Source organism: Halomonas sp. AOP27-A1-41 (assembly GCF_052378605.1).
Lineage (GTDB): Bacteria > Pseudomonadota > Gammaproteobacteria > Pseudomonadales > Halomonadaceae > Vreelandella > Vreelandella citrativorans.
Genome location: NZ_JBQSXT010000003.1, coordinates 196,929 through 211,374 on the forward strand (window position 1 = coordinate 196,929; position 14,446 = coordinate 211,374).

At 55.7% G+C, this 14,446-nt stretch carries 14 protein-coding genes; 10 read left to right on the forward strand and 4 right to left on the reverse strand.

Annotation, left to right across the window (positions count from 1 at the left end; all coding sequences use genetic code 11):
* Positions 1-2 precede the first annotated feature (2 nt).
* From dctP to madM, 9 genes are all read left to right on the forward strand, one after another.
* Positions 3-1,037, forward strand: coding sequence for a TRAP transporter substrate-binding protein DctP (dctP, locus tag ACT3TC_RS04135; RefSeq protein WP_444639227.1), 1,035 nt, complete (start codon positions 3-5; stop codon positions 1,035-1,037).
* Between the two features lie 74 nt (positions 1,038-1,111).
* Positions 1,112-1,603, forward strand: coding sequence for a TRAP transporter small permease (locus tag ACT3TC_RS04140; RefSeq protein ID WP_444639228.1), 492 nt, complete (start codon positions 1,112-1,114; stop codon positions 1,601-1,603).
* The gene (locus ACT3TC_RS04145; protein ID WP_444639229.1) at positions 1,600-2,877 is read left to right on the forward strand and encodes a TRAP transporter large permease; all 1,278 of its coding nucleotides are present in this window, start codon (positions 1,600-1,602) and stop codon (positions 2,875-2,877) included. The genes ACT3TC_RS04140 and ACT3TC_RS04145 overlap by 4 nt, the downstream gene beginning before the upstream one ends.
* 4 nt (positions 2,878-2,881) lie before the next feature.
* A complete protein-coding gene (locus tag ACT3TC_RS04150) occupies positions 2,882-3,646 on the forward strand; it encodes a M15 family metallopeptidase (RefSeq protein WP_441677362.1) in 765 nt (254 codons plus the stop codon).
* A 105-nt stretch (positions 3,647-3,751) separates the two neighbouring features.
* The gene (locus ACT3TC_RS04155) at positions 3,752-4,513 is read left to right on the forward strand and encodes an SDR family NAD(P)-dependent oxidoreductase (RefSeq protein ID WP_444621583.1); all 762 of its coding nucleotides are present in this window, start codon (positions 3,752-3,754) and stop codon (positions 4,511-4,513) included.
* Positions 4,514-4,829: 316 nt separating this feature from the next.
* On the forward strand, positions 4,830-6,167 hold the full coding sequence (locus ACT3TC_RS04160) for a malonyl-CoA decarboxylase (RefSeq protein WP_444621584.1): 1,338 nt from the start codon (positions 4,830-4,832) through the stop codon (positions 6,165-6,167).
* Positions 6,168-6,202: 35 nt separating this feature from the next.
* On the forward strand, positions 6,203-7,738 hold the full coding sequence (locus tag ACT3TC_RS04165) for a malonate--CoA ligase (RefSeq protein WP_444621585.1): 1,536 nt from the start codon (positions 6,203-6,205) through the stop codon (positions 7,736-7,738).
* Positions 7,739-7,827: 89 nt separating this feature from the next.
* Complete coding sequence (madL, locus tag ACT3TC_RS04170) at positions 7,828-8,298, forward strand: malonate transporter subunit MadL (RefSeq protein ID WP_087110906.1); 471 nt, start codon at positions 7,828-7,830, stop codon at positions 8,296-8,298.
* Between the two features lie 15 nt (positions 8,299-8,313).
* Complete coding sequence (madM, locus tag ACT3TC_RS04175; protein WP_172117866.1) at positions 8,314-9,075, forward strand: malonate transporter subunit MadM; 762 nt, start codon at positions 8,314-8,316, stop codon at positions 9,073-9,075.
* Between the two features lie 8 nt (positions 9,076-9,083).
* Here madM and ACT3TC_RS04180 read toward each other — a convergent pair whose 3' ends face one another.
* The 4 genes from ACT3TC_RS04180 to ACT3TC_RS04195 all read right to left on the reverse strand — a co-directional run bounded on the left by ACT3TC_RS04180 (position 9,084) and on the right by ACT3TC_RS04195 (position 13,847).
* Positions 9,084-10,781: an ABC transporter permease gene (locus ACT3TC_RS04180; RefSeq protein ID WP_444621586.1), complete on the reverse strand. Its 1,698-nt coding sequence runs from the start codon at positions 10,779-10,781 to the stop codon at positions 9,084-9,086.
* Positions 10,781-11,764: an ABC transporter substrate-binding protein gene (locus ACT3TC_RS04185; RefSeq protein WP_444621587.1), complete on the reverse strand. Its 984-nt coding sequence runs from the start codon at positions 11,762-11,764 to the stop codon at positions 10,781-10,783. Before ACT3TC_RS04185 ends, ACT3TC_RS04180 begins: the two co-directional genes overlap by 1 nt.
* Before the next feature lie 29 nt (positions 11,765-11,793).
* Positions 11,794-12,885 (reverse strand): ABC transporter ATP-binding protein, encoded by a 1,092-nt coding sequence (locus tag ACT3TC_RS04190; RefSeq protein ID WP_444639231.1) that lies wholly within the window; start codon positions 12,883-12,885, stop codon positions 11,794-11,796.
* A gap of 74 nt (positions 12,886-12,959) precedes the next feature.
* Entirely contained in the window at positions 12,960-13,847 is an 888-nt protein-coding gene (locus tag ACT3TC_RS04195; protein WP_444639232.1) for a LysR family transcriptional regulator ArgP, read from the reverse strand.
* Positions 13,848-13,965: 118 nt separating this feature from the next.
* Between ACT3TC_RS04195 and ACT3TC_RS04200 the strand changes: the two genes are divergently transcribed.
* Positions 13,966-14,446: LysE/ArgO family amino acid transporter (locus tag ACT3TC_RS04200; protein WP_444639234.1), on the forward strand; the 481-nt coding region annotated here is incomplete at its 3' end.

The window sequence follows — 14,446 nt, forward strand, 5'->3', positions numbered from 1 at the left end:
TAATGTTAACGTCTCACTTTATGCCCAAATTACTTACGGGCGCATGTATGCTTGGTTCTGCACTGCTGATTGGAAACGCGTATGCCGCCACGAGCATTAACTTGAGCTATAACGGTGCTCCGGATCCTGAGAAAAATGCGGTTCACGTATTTGCCACCAACCTAAAAGAGCTTGTCGAAGAGAAAACCAACGACACGATCAAACTGCAACTTTTCCCGAACAGTATGCTGGGCGGAGAAGAGGAACGCATGGAGCAGACAATGAATACGCCCATGCTCAATATCGCATCGTTTGCGGGCGTCTCCCCTCTGGTCGATGAGATATTTGTGAGCGCCATTCCGTTTCTGTTTGAAGATTTCGATGCGGCCCGGACATTTTTCGATGAAGGTGATTACTGGCTAGCCTTAAGCGACACTCTTCAAGACCGAGCGGGTATAGACATGCTCGCCGTTGTAGAAGAGGGCGGATTTCTGGCGTTTACCAACAGTGAACGGCCAATCAGCCATCCGGATGATTTCAAAGGTCTACGTTTCAGAGCAATGGACCCAAGCCAAGTCGCCCTCTATGAGTCCTTTGGCGCATCGGGCACGCCCATCCCTTGGACAGAAACTTACATGGCGCTGCGCACTGGTGTTGCCAACGGCCAGATGAATCCGCCGATGTATATCGCGCTTGCTAGTCTCTATGAAGTGCAGGACTACCTGACGCTTGCCAATATTCAATACTCCGACCAATTCCTGGTGGGCAATAGTGCGATGATCGCTGGCTGGGACGATGAGTTACGCTCGGCGTTTATGGAAGCGGTGAACGAAGCCAACAAGAATGCCCGCGAAGCCAATGAGTCCCAAGTAGACTCGCGTATCGCCTACCTTGAGGAGCAAGGCATGGAGGTGATTCGCCCCTCAGAAGAGGATCTGGAAGCATTTCGTACCGTGGGTCAGCCCGCCTACCTGGCGTGGCTGGCGGAGCGTGGCATTGGTCAAAGCTGGATAGATATGGCGCTTGAAGATGCCGGCATGAGTGAGCTCAACGATTAACCAGCTGCTTGACGCGTAATTATCGGGGCCGATTAATGTCGGCCCTTCCCTTTCGTGTTGTCGGGAATATCATCATGTTGACCACGCTTCGCCACCACATGCTGGCCATTAGCCGCCCGGTCACGCTTACCCTAGCTGGGTTGCTACTATCAGTGAATGTGCTCGCCATTCTATACGGCGTCTTTACCCGCTATATCGCAGGCGGCGCTCCCATCTGGACCGACGAGCTGTCACGCTTTTTGATTATTGCTACCGTAATGATCGCCGCTGGCGCCGTATGGTCTGAAGGTGGACATATGCGGGTTGGTCTGCTGGAACGACTCTTGCCGGCGCCGTTGGCACGTCTTTTAAACCTGTACCAATGGCTGCTTACACTATTTCTAGCCGTCGGTGGCACTTGGGTCAGCTACCGCTACGCGCTATCGGTTAATATGTTTACTACATCGGGTCTAGGTATCAGCCGCTCAGTACCCCTGCTTTCCTTGCCATTGGGGTTTGCCCTGCTGGCTTGGCATATCCTGCTCTATGGTCCCGCCCCGCTTAAAACCGTGGAGGACAGGGCATGATTATTACCATGCTGGGCGTTTTTTTAGTCCATGTGCTACTCGGTTTACCACTATTTATTTCGCTGCTGGTTACAGCGCTGGTTGGCTTTATGTTTGTCGACCCCTCCATGATTCCACGTATGATGCCGCAGCAGTTTTTTGGTGGCATCAACGTTTTTTCCTTGATGGCGATTCCGCTATTCATCTTGGCAGGTAATCTGATGAATGCTAGCGGCCTGACAGAACGCCTGATGGGCCTTGCGCGGCTATTGGTCGGCCATCTACGCGGAGGTATGGGGCATGTCAACGTGGTATCTAGCGTTTTCTTCGCTGGCGTTAACGGCTCCGCCGTGGCAGACACTTCTGCGCTTGGCTCGCTGCTGGTGCCGGCCATGGAGAAAGAAGGCTATTCACGGGCGTTTGCAGCCGGTTTGACAGCAGGTAGCTCGTTAATCGGTCCGATTATACCACCCAGCATCTTCATGATTCTGTATGCATCGCTAACCAACACCTCAGTAGGGGATCTGTTTCTAGCCGGTATTATACCGGGCCTTCTGCTAGGCATTGCCTTCATGAGCATGAATGCTTGGTACGCTTGGCGTCACAGACTGCCTAAAAGTGGTAATTTGCCGTCGCTGTATCAGTTGCTGATTGCCTTTATTGCCGCCCTTCCAGCGCTAGTGGCGCCATTTATTATCGTAGCAGGCATTGTTCTAGGATTTGTGACGCCTACCGAGTCCGGAGCACTTACAGCGCTTTATGTCGGACTATGCGGTGTGGTATTGGGTAATTTGCACCTGCGCCACTGCTGGCAGGCAGTAGCAGATACTGCGCGTCTTACAAGCGCCATTTTTCTGATCATGGCCGCCTCAGCAACCATCAGTTGGTTACTTTCCTACGCTCAAGTGCCCGCGCAGTTTGTCTCTCTGCTTACGCCCTATATCGACAATGCTGTCATGATATTACTCCTGCTTAGTGTGATTACCTTCCTGACGGGCATGTTCATGGAAGAGGTATCAGCTCTGATGCTGCTAACTCCTATCTTTGCACCGGTCGCCATGATGGCAGGTATCGATCCGGTGCACCTAGGCGTAATTATTACACTGAATATCACAATCGCCTTAATCACTCCGCCCTTGGGTGCCTGTGTTTTCGTAGCCGCCGCGGTCAGCCGACTGGAAATTGTCTCATTATTCAGAACAATCTGGCCCTTTGTACTAACGGCTATCGCCGTGCTGTTGCTAATTATTTTTTTCCCTGCGCTAGCACTGTGGCTACCCACCTCTTTTGGATAAGACAATGTCTGCATATTTGCTCTCTGATAAGGCCTTGTCGCCGATTCCAAGCCATCCTGCTCCTCACTGGGAGCAGGTGAGCCGCCTGCCAATTGCCGATAATGGAGAACGCCTGCTTCCCATGAGCCTGGCCTCGCCATCGGTTCGCGTCTTCCCCGCCTATGCCCGGCTGGGTATACCCGGCGCCGTGAACGAATGCTTTGTACGTGAAGGTGTCTACCGCGCGCTGGTAGCTGCTGCTCGTAGCCTGCCCAAGGATATCGGGCTGATTGTGCTAGACGGCTGGCGCCCTTGGCGGGTTCAACAGTATCTATTCGAAACGCTACAGGAGGCGATTCGCCATCGTGAACCTACGCTGAGCGATAGCGAGCTTTTATGCCGCACCCGCGAGTTTGTCTCAATACCTAGCCGGGATAGCAGTGCTCCCAGCCCTCACTTAACCGGAGGGGCGGTTGACATCACACTCTGCGGCTTGGATGGTGTGCCGTTAGATATGGGCACACTGTTTGATGAGACGCTGCCAGCTTCACATACGGATCATTTTGAACAACTGGGAAGCCTTAATGAATCGCAGCGTCAAGCCCGGGGCCATAGGCGCTTGCTCTACCACACTATGGCCGCCCAAGGGTTTACTAACTTACCTAGTGAGTGGTGGCATTACGACTTAGGCGATCAGCTCTGGGGACATTATTCAGGCCAAAGCAGCGCTCACTACGGTCCGGCCGAGCTTGATACCATAGAGAATCGCTGGCGTCGTCAGTTAGGCTAATCTATTGGCATCAAGCAAATAGCCATTAAGCCTTCAAGAAGCCAAGCGAAACAGGCTACATTAGGACTGAATCTATTGTGTCCGCCCACTAAAGGAGTCTTCGCAATGCCCAGCGTTTTAATTACCGGTGCAACATCCGGCTTTGGTAAGGCCGCCGCCATGCGTTTTGCAAAAGCAGGCTGGTCATTGATTTTGACTGGCCGCCGGGAAGAGCGCTTGAAAGCGCTTGAGAGCGAGCTTTCACAGCAGGTGCCGGTATTAACCCTGACACTTGATGTACGCGATAGCGACGCGGTCACCAACGCTATCAGCAATTTACCTGAGCGCTTTTTGCCGCTCACCTGCTTGATCAATAATGCAGGCTTGGCACTGGCGCCCGAGCCTGCGCAGCAGGTCGACCTCAACGACTGGCATACCATGATTGATACCAACATCACCGGGCTGGTCAACGTCACTCACGCCGCGATGCCACTGCTACTGGCGCATGGTAAAGGTGCCAGCATCTTGAATCTTGGTTCTGTGGCAGGCCAGTGGCCTTACCCTGGCGGCCATGTATACGGCGCCTCCAAAGCGTTTGTTCAACAGTTTAGCTACAACTTGCGCTGCGATTTATTAGGCACTGGCGTACGGGTTACCGACCTTGCCCCGGGCCTGGCGGAAACCGAATTCACCCTGGTACGCACGAAAGGCAATCAGGAAGCCTCCGATGCACTGTATCGCGGTACTACGCCGCTTCAGGCCGAAGACATTGCCGAGCAGCTCTACTATCTCGCCACACTGCCCGCGCATATTAATATTAATCGCTTGGAAATCATGCCCGTGCGCCAGGCATGGTCGCCGCTTAATGTTGACCGCGACCCTGAATAACGTCTCAACCCGTTAACACGCGTCTGCTTTTTATGCTGCTGCACGGGTGATACAACGCTTCTCCTTCACCAGTATTCACTCGTACAGCAGCCCTTTATTAGGCTTCTCTGCCTGTCCTTTTTTGCTGGCTAACCCGCTATTCTCACGCGCTTTTCTCCAAGCCTTCACCTTATGTCTACCCCTGCCACGCTTGACCTAAATATTTTAAACCTCTATTTGTTATATATAACAAGGCGCCTAATAAATTTCTCTACGCCGTCAAGCGTGCCCTGCCAAGGGACCGCCCATCCAGAGGTCGATGTGCATGAATGTGAACATGACGTTTCTTCAAGGGCTACTCTCCAATATCAGTACGCGTACACGTCTCTTGGGTAACGCGTCTAACACCGCACAAAGCAGTGGTGCGCACTTGCAAGCTCTCTCATCAGCCTGTGCAACGCTGATGGAGCGTGGCGGTGAAGCCTCCCAGATAATGACCGCCCAGCGTGCGCTCACTCATTATCAGCAGTTGGCGCCTGAAGAGAGACTGGCGTTCTTTTCGCTGCTGGCCAGCGACTATTCCGCTGAGCCTAGCGCCATCCATAGCGCCTACAAAGCGTACTGTGCGTCGGAGGATAACGCCGCGCTGGAACAACTGTTTAACGCTTGTGAACCGCGTCGTCAGGATTTATTGCGCCGTTTGAACCTTTGCCCAGGCGGCACCTTCGAGCTGGTCAAGATGCGTGCCGACTTGCTCAAGCAATTGCGCCATACGCCAGAGCTTGCCGCGCTCAACAGCGACTTCTCGCATCTGTTTAATTCCTGGTTTAACCGGGGGTTTCTGGTGCTGGAAAGCATCGACTGGAATACGCCCGCCGCCGTGTTGGAAAAGCTCATTCAATACGAGGCGGTGCATGCCATCAGCGACTGGCGCGACCTGCGCCGCCGCCTTGATCCAGATGATCGCCGCTGTTACGCCTTTTTCCACCCGGCCACCGGCGACGAGCCGCTTATTTTTGTGGAAGTGGCGCTTTGTAAAGGTATCCCCGACAACGTTCAGCGTATTTTGGAACATGGCGAAGAAGTGCCGCTGGAGGTAGCCGACACTGCGGTGTTCTACAGCATCAGCAACTGTCAGGCAGGACTTAAAGGGGTGTCGTTCGGCAACTTTTTGATCAAGCAAGTCGTACAGGAGCTTAGCCGCGAGCTGCCGCAGTTGAAGAACTTTGTCACGCTTTCGCCGGTACCCGGTTTCGCCGACTGGCTCGCCGAGCAGCGTGCCTCGCAGTCACTGGTACTGCCAGAGACGCTAGGCACCTTTTTACAGGACCATGAAGCAACCGAGCTGCCCGCCGCCGCGCATAAAGAGTTCATGCGCCTGGCCGCCTATTACTTAACCGAGGCCAAGCACCGTAGTGGCCAACCGCTCAATCCGGTCGCGCGTTTTCATTTAGGCAATGGTGCCAGCCTTCATCGGCTGAATTGGCTGGGTGACACCTCATCCAAAGGTCTGCAACAGGCCCACGGCCTGATGGTTAACTACCTCTATCAGTTGGAGCGTATTGAGCAAAACCACGAAGCCTATACTCGCAACCATAGCGTGGTATGTGCCAATGACATTCGCCGTTTAGCCAATCAGGCAGGCCAGTATTTCAACAGTGAAGCGAACGCCTAACAGCGAGCGCTTTGGATAATAAAAAGGACCCTTTCATGAACCACAATCTTTATCTCAAGTTCTATCCGCATTTTGAACGTCAGCCCAATAAGGTGCTGATGGATACGCTCAACGGCAAGCGCTACCGGTACAGCGATGTTCTCGCTACCAGTCGAAGAATGGCCAGTACCCTGATTGAGCTGGGCGTTTCACCGGGCGACCGAGTGGCCGTACAGGTCGACAAAAGCCCTGAGATCGTGATGCTGTATCTTGCCTGCCTTCAGGTCGGCGCGGTGTATTTGCCACTGAATACCGCCTATACCGACAGCGAAATCGCCTACTTTCTGGAAGATGCCGAGCCACACGTTTATGTTTGCCGCCCAGAGGTGCTGCAACATGCCCGCGCTATCGCCAGCGGCGTTGCCCATGTAGAAAGCCTGGGCACCAACGCCGACGGCAGCCTGATGGAGAAGGTCGACAAGGCCTCCGAAACCGAGCAGGTGTGTGAGGTATCGGCCGACGACCTGGCGGCCATCCTGTACACCTCGGGTACCACCGGGCGCTCCAAGGGCGCCATGCTAAGCCACCAGAATCTGGCCTCCAACAGCCAGGCGTTGAGCGAGGCGTGGCACTATTCCGAGCACGATCACCTGATTCATGCCCTACCGATTTTCCATACCCATGGGCTTTTTGTAGCGTGCAACATTACGCTAATTAACGGCGCGTCAATGACGTTCCTACCCAAGTTGGACGTGGATGAGCTGCTTGACCTGATGCCCCATGCCAGCGTGCTAATGGGCGTACCCACTTTCTATACCCGCCTGCTCGCTTCGCCGCGTTTAAACCGCGATGTCGTTGCCAATATGCGCCTGTTTATTTCGGGCTCGGCGCCGCTGCTGGCGGAAACCCATGAAGCGTTTGAAGCACGTACCGGCCACGCCATTCTTGAGCGTTACGGCATGACCGAAACCAACATGAACACCTCCAACCCCTACAATGGCAAGCGTCGGCCCGGCACCGTGGGCAAGCCCTTGCCAGGCGTAGAAGTACGGATTGCCGACCGTGAAAGTGGCGCCGCACTTGCCCAAGGGGAAACCGGCATGGTTGAGCTACGCGGGCCTAACATTTTTCAGGGCTATTGGCGCATGCCCGAAAAGACCAAGGCGGAGTTTCGTGATGACGGCTTTTTCATTACCGGCGATTTAGGCCTGATGGATGACCAAGGCTACCTGAATATCGTGGGCCGCGATAAGGACCTGGTGATCTCCGGCGGCTACAACGTCTACCCGAAAGAGATTGAGCAGTTGATTGATGACCTGCCCGGCGTAATGGAGTCGGCCGTTATTGGTGTGCCTCATAGCGACCTGGGCGAAGGGGTCGTCGCCGTGGTGGTCCCCAGTGCTTCAGACGCCGTTAGCGAAGCACTGGTACTGGCCGCGCTGAAGGACCAGGTAGCACGCTACAAACAGCCCAAGCGGGTTTTCTTTGCCGATGCGCTCCCTCGCAACGTTATGGGCAAAGTGCAGAAGAATCAGTTGCGTGACACCTACGCTGACACCTTTAAAAAGGAGCACACCGCCGCTAACGCTTGATGCTGGATCCCGCGCCGCAGGGGAAGGGCTAAGCCCTGACTGCGGTTAAAGATAGCTCCATACAACAACGATAAAACAGGAAGATTGCCATGGTGATTTACGGAGTTGCCCTGCTCGCAGGGTGTATGTTGGTTGGCCTATGGGCAGGTGATGTGCTGGGCATGCTGCTGGGCGTCAATTCCAACGTAGGCGGCGTCGGCATTGCCATGCTGATGCTGATTTTTCTGGGCGGCTACCTGATGGACAAGGGAAAAATGCCCAGCGGTACCGAAAGCGGCATCACCTTCTGGAACGGCATGTATATCCCCATTGTGGTGGCCATGGCGGCGAGTCAAGATGTTGCCGCTGCCTTTGATGGTGGGATGATCGCGCTCCTGGCAAGCCTGGTGGCCGTTGCCGCAAGCTTTGCATTGGTGCCCTTCCTCACTCGTCTCGGTCATCCGAAATCCTCATCCACGACAGCGGTTGCGTCTGCTTCAAGCGCCAGTAAGGCCAGTAAGTCTCGGGTCAAAACCTCTTCATCTTCTCCGGCGTCTGCGCGCACGCGCACGGCCCGCTAACCTGAGGCTATCGTTATGATTGAATCGTTCGTCACTCAGCTCGAAAAACAGCACCTAATCGCCGCCTTTGCGCTGGTAGGCGGTGCAATGTATATCTCTTATCTGGTCAGCGACAAGCTGACCAAGGGCCGCGTTCACGGCTCAGCCATTGCGATTATGGTGGGCCTCGCGCTCGCTTATTTTGGCGGCGTTCATACCGGCGGTAGCCGTGGGCTTGCCGATATCAGCCTGTTTGCAGGGCTTGGGCTAATGGGTGGCGGGATGCTGCGCGACCTGGCCATCATCGCCACAGCTTACGGGGTGCGCTTTCAGGAAATTCGTGCAGCGGGAATCAGCGGTATCATCGCGCTGTTTTTGGGCGTCATTGTGTCCTTCGTGGCGGGTGTGGCCGTGGCTTACGCATTTGGCTATCGGGACCCGGTCTCGCTCACCACCATTGGTGCCGGTACCGTCACCTACATTGTTGGCCCCATTGCCGGCGCCTCCATTGGCGCCTCTTCCGACATTATTGCGCTTTCGATTGCAGCAGGCCTTTTCAAATCGATTCTGGTGATGGTGCTGACCCCCATCGCTGCCCGCCATATCGGTCTGGACAACCCGCGCTCTGCGATGATCTTCGGTGGCTTGATGGGCACCACTAGTGGCGTGGCGGCAGGCCTTGCTGCCACCGACCCGAAACTGGTGCCTTATGGTGCCATGACGGCCACTTTCTATACCGGGCTGGGCGCACTGCTTGCCCCTTCAGTGCTGTACCTTGCTGTGCGCGCCGTTTTTTAAAGGCGTATCTAGCTGGCGATGGGCAACCGTTTGCGGCTGAAGGCCGTTAGCCCGACCAATAGTGCCGTGGTGGTAAAAATCGCCACGGCGCTCATCGCCATTCCCACTCCCGGTGAGCCCTGCTCGAATTGTCCAAATACGAATGTCGATACGGTGCTCATGCCTGCCGGCGCCACCATCAGTGATGCCACCAGCTCTCTAGAAGCGATGGCAAACACCAGCAGCATGGATACCAGAAGACTCGGCGCCAGCGCCGGCAGCAAGATACGCCGAAACGTCGTGACAAACCCGGCACCACACACTCTGGCAGCCGCTTCCAGGCTCTCCCCCATCTGCCGGAAAGTCGCACTGGCATAGCGCACAGGGTAAGGAAGCAGCAGACACGCATACGCCAGCAGCAGCATCGCCCCGGTGTTGTACACCTGAATGGGCCAATGGCTCTGGTTCCACGCCAGAATCAAACCTACTGCGACAACGACCCCAGGCAGGGTGTTGGGCAGCAACGACAGTAAATCGAGCAGCCCTTTGCCACGTACTTGAGCGCGCACCACCATATAGCCAACCAGGGCTCCCAATACGCCTGTGAGCAAAGCGGCGCCAACGGCCAGGCTCAAACTTGTCCCCAATGCCTGCATGGCACCGCCACGATTGGCAAACAGCGCCTCGAAGTGGCGTAGCGACAGGTTATCCAGCGTAAGTCCGCCCGACAGCGTTCCCGTCAGCGCTGTCGCCAATACGGCCAGCAGGGGAACGGCAACCGAGATAAACGCCACGGCTGTAAAAAGCACTAAGGTCGGCCACTTCCATTTTCCAAGCTCGGCGCGCTCCCCCGTCGCTGGCTTGCCGGTCTGGCTGATAAACGAACGCCGCGTTACCAGCCAGTGCTGGACGTAGAAGGCGGCCATCGCCAGCATCACAAGCAACAGTGACAGCACGGCGGCACCGGGGATATCGATTGGCCAGTCGGAAAAGCGCTGATGAATCCCGGTCACTAAAACGTGATAGCCCGCCTGAGCGCCCAGCGTGGCTGGCGTGCCGAACTCCTCAATCGTGAGTGCAAAAACCAGCAGTAGGCTGGCCGCAATACCGGGCGTCGAGAGTGGCAGAGTGACGCGCCAAAGCGCCTGCCATTTGCCCGCGCCACAAACGCGGGCAGCCGACGCGTAACGCCCGCCCACGCTCATCATGGTGCGCGAAACGGCAAAATAGACCACGGGAAAGACGTTCAGCACCATCACGAACACAATGCCGTAGAAAGAGAACAGAAAATGGCTCGCGTCGATACCCATTAACTGCTGCGCATAGCCGCGCGGCTGAAGCGTCAACATCCAGGAAAGCGCTGCGATATACGGCGGAATCATAAACGGAATCAGAAAAATCAGATCCCAAATAGCGCCGCCCGGCACACGGGTAAGCGCCCGCAGCGCGCCAAGCGGTATGGCCAACACGGCACAGACCAAGACCACGGCAAGGCCCAGACGCAGCGTATTGCCCAGCAGTTTAAGCAGTGCAGGGTCGACAAGCGTTGGCACGAACAGTGTAAAAGCACCAGAGAGATCACCGCGCGACCATAGCGGAAAGATGGCCTGCAAAACGATATACAGTAGCGGCAAGCCCACTAATAAAAGCAGTATCAGCACCGTGAGCAACAGCACGATACCTGCCCCGTCCAAACGAGGCAGGTTGAGGGCTTTGATCGATTTCATCACCCGCCCGTCAGCTCACGAAAGCGTTCCAGAATGACGTCACGCTGCTCGTTCATTGCTTCGCTATCGATATCAATCAGCGTCAGTTCATTCAGCGTCGGGCGCTGTGCTTCGATATCACTACGTGCTGGCATCAGGTAGCTTTCAGCAACCCGCTGCTGGCCTTGATCAGAGAGCACGTAATCGATGAACTGCTCGGCCTCATGTTGCATAGCGCTGGATTCGAGAATCATCATCGGGCGCGGCGCGATAACCGTACCACTTTCGGGGAAAATGACCTCAATCGCCTCGCCGCTTTCCTGTTGGGTAAGCGCAATATAGTCGACGGCGCCAAACACAACAGACTTGGCGCCCTGCAATACGGGGTTCAGCGCGCGAGCATTAGGCCCGGGCACCACCATACCGTTGTCCATCAGTGCTTCCAGCAGCGACCACGTTGCGTCTTCTCCCGTCGCTGTCAAAAGGCCGGCCACCAGCTCAAAAGCGGCCCCCGACTGAGCGGGATCAGGCATAGTTACCTGGTCGGCGTAAACCGGGTCAGCCAGATCAGACCAGTCGCTGGGTGGCGGCGTATCACTATTTTGGTTCCAGACCAGCGACAGCGCCGAAACGCCCTGGGCGACGTAGTCATCCGCCTGCAGGAAATCAGGCACAGTGGCCGCATTAGAAGATCGATAAGCGTGCAAGAGACCATCTTCCGAAAGCGACGTAGCGCTATCCCAAGAAGCAGAAATGACGACATCTGCCAACGGATTGGCACGCTCGGCTTCCAACCGGGCCATTACCTGGCCTGTCGTACTTTGAAACACATTCACATCGATATTGGTTTGCTCGGTAAAATCGGCCGCCAGACGTTCAATCAGCGAGTTCGGCCCTGCCGAGTAGACCGTCAACGCCTGAGCATGAGCTTGACTACCCAGACTAAAAATTGCGGCGCCCGTAAGCGACACCAGCCCAGAGCGGGAAAGCAATCGAGAAAGCATGCGACATTCCTTATAGTGGGATAAATGTGTTAGCAAAGCTCCGCAGCATGCAGAGGGGAACAGGAAAGCGCCTCGCCAGTGGGTAGCCAGGCGCGTAGTGATGTGACGTCTACCGTCAGGCCAACGGATTCCGGTGGCACCAGCGTGCCATGTACGCGCAGTTTTATATGGGTATGTTGATTAAGCGACAGCGTTAGTGCGGTGTGGTCGCCCTGAAACAGCCGACCTTTTACCTTGGCAATCACATCAGCCTGAGTTGGCGACGTCAGTGTAAGTGCCCGGCGAGGTAGCAGAAGGCGTGCCAGGCCGGTGTAATCACGGTGAGCCATGACGCGTAACGTTTGGCCAGCAACATGAAAGCCATCTGCATCGAAGTGTCCATCAAGCACCGCACCGGCATCGATAAACGCGGCAATCGAGGGGGTAGCGGGCGCTTGATAAAGCGCTTCCGGGGAGGCCACCTGTTGCAAATGCCCCGCTTGCAACACTGCCACCTCATCAGCCAGGGCAAAGGCTTCGTGCTGATCGTGGGTGACAAACACGGCCGTCAGAGCAAGCTCTTCAATCAGGGCTCGGATTTCCAGCGCCAGATTGTCGCGAAGCCCTTTATCCAGATTGGAGAGCGGCTCATCCATTAGCAAAAGCCTGGGCTTGGCCACGATGGCGCGTGCCAGAGCAACGCGCTGCTGCTGCCCGCCGGAGAGCGACCCCGGCTGGCGGTCGGCATAGTCGCCAAGGCCGACCAGCGACAGCGCCCAGGCTACCTGCTCTTTGCGCGCCTTGAGGTTAACGTCTTGCATTTCCAAAGGAAACGCTACGTTTTGCGCCACGCTCATATGCGGCCAGAGCGCATAATCCTGAAAGACCATACCGAGCTTTCGATCGTTGGGGCTCAAATGACGCTGAGGCTGAGCCACAAGCTGCCCATTCAGGGAAATATGCCCGCTATCGATGCCGGTTAGCCCAGCGATACAGCGCAGTAATGTCGTTTTACCACAGCCGGAGGGGCCTAGCAGGGCCAGCACTTTGCCGCTCGATAGGTGAAGGTCGATACCATCCAGCGCTTTTTTATCACCAAACGATTTATGCAAACCTTCAATAGCAAGCGCAGGAATGGGCATAGGATTAGCACCGTCATCAAAGGAAATTATCCTAACCAAAAATGATGACAGTCGTTTGACAGCGGCAATGACCGTTAAAGCGGCACCAATGCCCCTTTTGCCTCACGACAAAGGTGCTGCGTTAACTCGGTTAGCAGGCGGCCTCCACTGCGCCAATAGTGCCAATAAAGGGGCACATCAATAGCACGCCCCGGCATCAGCTCCACCAGCGTGCCTTTAATCAATTCATCTCGCACTTGAAGCTCTGGCACCATCCCCCAGCCAAGCCCGCTTTCCATTAACCGTACAAAGCCTTCGGAAGAGGGGCATAGGTGGTAATCAAACCCTCCCGTTACGCCAAGTTCCGCCAAAAATCGATGCTGTAACTGATCATCGGTTCCAAACACAATTGCCGGTGCGCGGGCCAACGCCTGGGCATTGATGCCTTCTGCCAAGTAGCGGTGGACAAAGGCCGGGCTTGCCACGGCAAGATAAGGCATGGCACCTAACGCTACGCTGTTGGCACCCGCAACCGGGCGTTCGGCGGCACAGACACACCCCGCTACTTCACCAGCACGCATGCGCTTTAGTCCTACCTCTTGGTCCTCCACTACCAGTTCCAGCAATACGTTCTGGTTGGTACAGAAATCCCCCACCGCTGATGCCCACCACGTCGCCAGGCTATCGGCGTTAATCGCCAGGCGCAGGCGTTCCGGTACGGCCTCGCTTAATACCGGCACCTGACCCTTTAAGTCGCGTTCAAGTAAGCGCACCTGCTGCACATGGTTAAGCAGTTGGCGTCCTACCTCGGTGGGCGCAGGCGGTGTGGCACGCACCAGAACGGGCTGACCAATACGCGCTTCAAGCAGCTTGATCCGCTGGGAGATAGCTGACTGCGATAACCCCAGCACCTGCGCGCCTCGCTCAAAACCACCCTGCTCTATGACGGCGGCCAACGCCGCCAATAATTTGTAATCCAGCAATCACTTTTCCTAATGAGACATCAGCATTATTCGTTTTTCTTATACAGGTAATCTCCGCACACTGACCAGCGATATTCACTGCAGTATTCATAACGCACTTCATAACAGGAAAGAGAGCATGTGGCAGAGTTACAGCAATGGCCTGCTGGTTGGGATGGGGTTAATCATGGCGATTGGCGCTCAAAATGCGTTTGTGCTTTCGCAAAGCCTGCGCCGCGAACATCATATTCCGGTCGCTCTGCTGTGCATTGTTTGCGATGCCGTGCTGGTGACCGCAGGCGTGTTTGGTTTGGCGAACCTGCTGGCTCAGAATCCCCTTCTATTGGCCATTGCTCGCTGGGGTGGCACTGCGTTTCTGCTTTGGTACGCAAGTCAGGCACTACGCCGTGCCTGGCGCCCTAACGGACTTGAGGCAGGCGGTACGCCCCCACGCTCTCTTGCTGCGGTCATACTGGCGACACTCGCGGTAACGCTGCTCAACCCGCATGTTTATATTGATACCGTATTGCTGATCGGCTCACTCGGTGCTCAGCAATCTATTCCCGGCGCCTATGCCATGGGGGCTGCCAGTGGCTCAGCACTCTGGTTTACGGCCCTGG

Coding starts and splice junctions, on each gene's coding strand:
- ACT3TC_RS04150 (WP_441677362.1), top strand. CDS start 2,882: ATGTCTGCATATTTGCTCTCTGATAAGGCCTTGTCGCCGATTCCAAGC.
- ACT3TC_RS04190 (WP_444639231.1), bottom strand. CDS start 12,885: ATGCCCATTCCTGCGCTTGCTATTGAAGGTTTGCATAAATCGTTTGGT.
- madM (WP_172117866.1), top strand. CDS start 8,314: ATGATTGAATCGTTCGTCACTCAGCTCGAAAAACAGCACCTAATCGCC.
- ACT3TC_RS04180 (WP_444621586.1), bottom strand. CDS start 10,781: ATGAAATCGATCAAAGCCCTCAACCTGCCTCGTTTGGACGGGGCAGGT.
- madL (WP_087110906.1), top strand. CDS start 7,828: ATGGTGATTTACGGAGTTGCCCTGCTCGCAGGGTGTATGTTGGTTGGC.
- ACT3TC_RS04145 (WP_444639229.1), top strand. CDS start 1,600: ATGATTATTACCATGCTGGGCGTTTTTTTAGTCCATGTGCTACTCGGT.
- ACT3TC_RS04165 (WP_444621585.1), top strand. CDS start 6,203: ATGAACCACAATCTTTATCTCAAGTTCTATCCGCATTTTGAACGTCAG.
- ACT3TC_RS04160 (WP_444621584.1), top strand. CDS start 4,830: ATGACGTTTCTTCAAGGGCTACTCTCCAATATCAGTACGCGTACACGT.
- ACT3TC_RS04185 (WP_444621587.1), bottom strand. CDS start 11,764: ATGCTTTCTCGATTGCTTTCCCGCTCTGGGCTGGTGTCGCTTACGGGC.
- dctP (WP_444639227.1), top strand. CDS start 3: ATGTTAACGTCTCACTTTATGCCCAAATTACTTACGGGCGCATGTATG.
- ACT3TC_RS04140 (WP_444639228.1), top strand. CDS start 1,112: ATGTTGACCACGCTTCGCCACCACATGCTGGCCATTAGCCGCCCGGTC.
- ACT3TC_RS04155 (WP_444621583.1), top strand. CDS start 3,752: ATGCCCAGCGTTTTAATTACCGGTGCAACATCCGGCTTTGGTAAGGCC.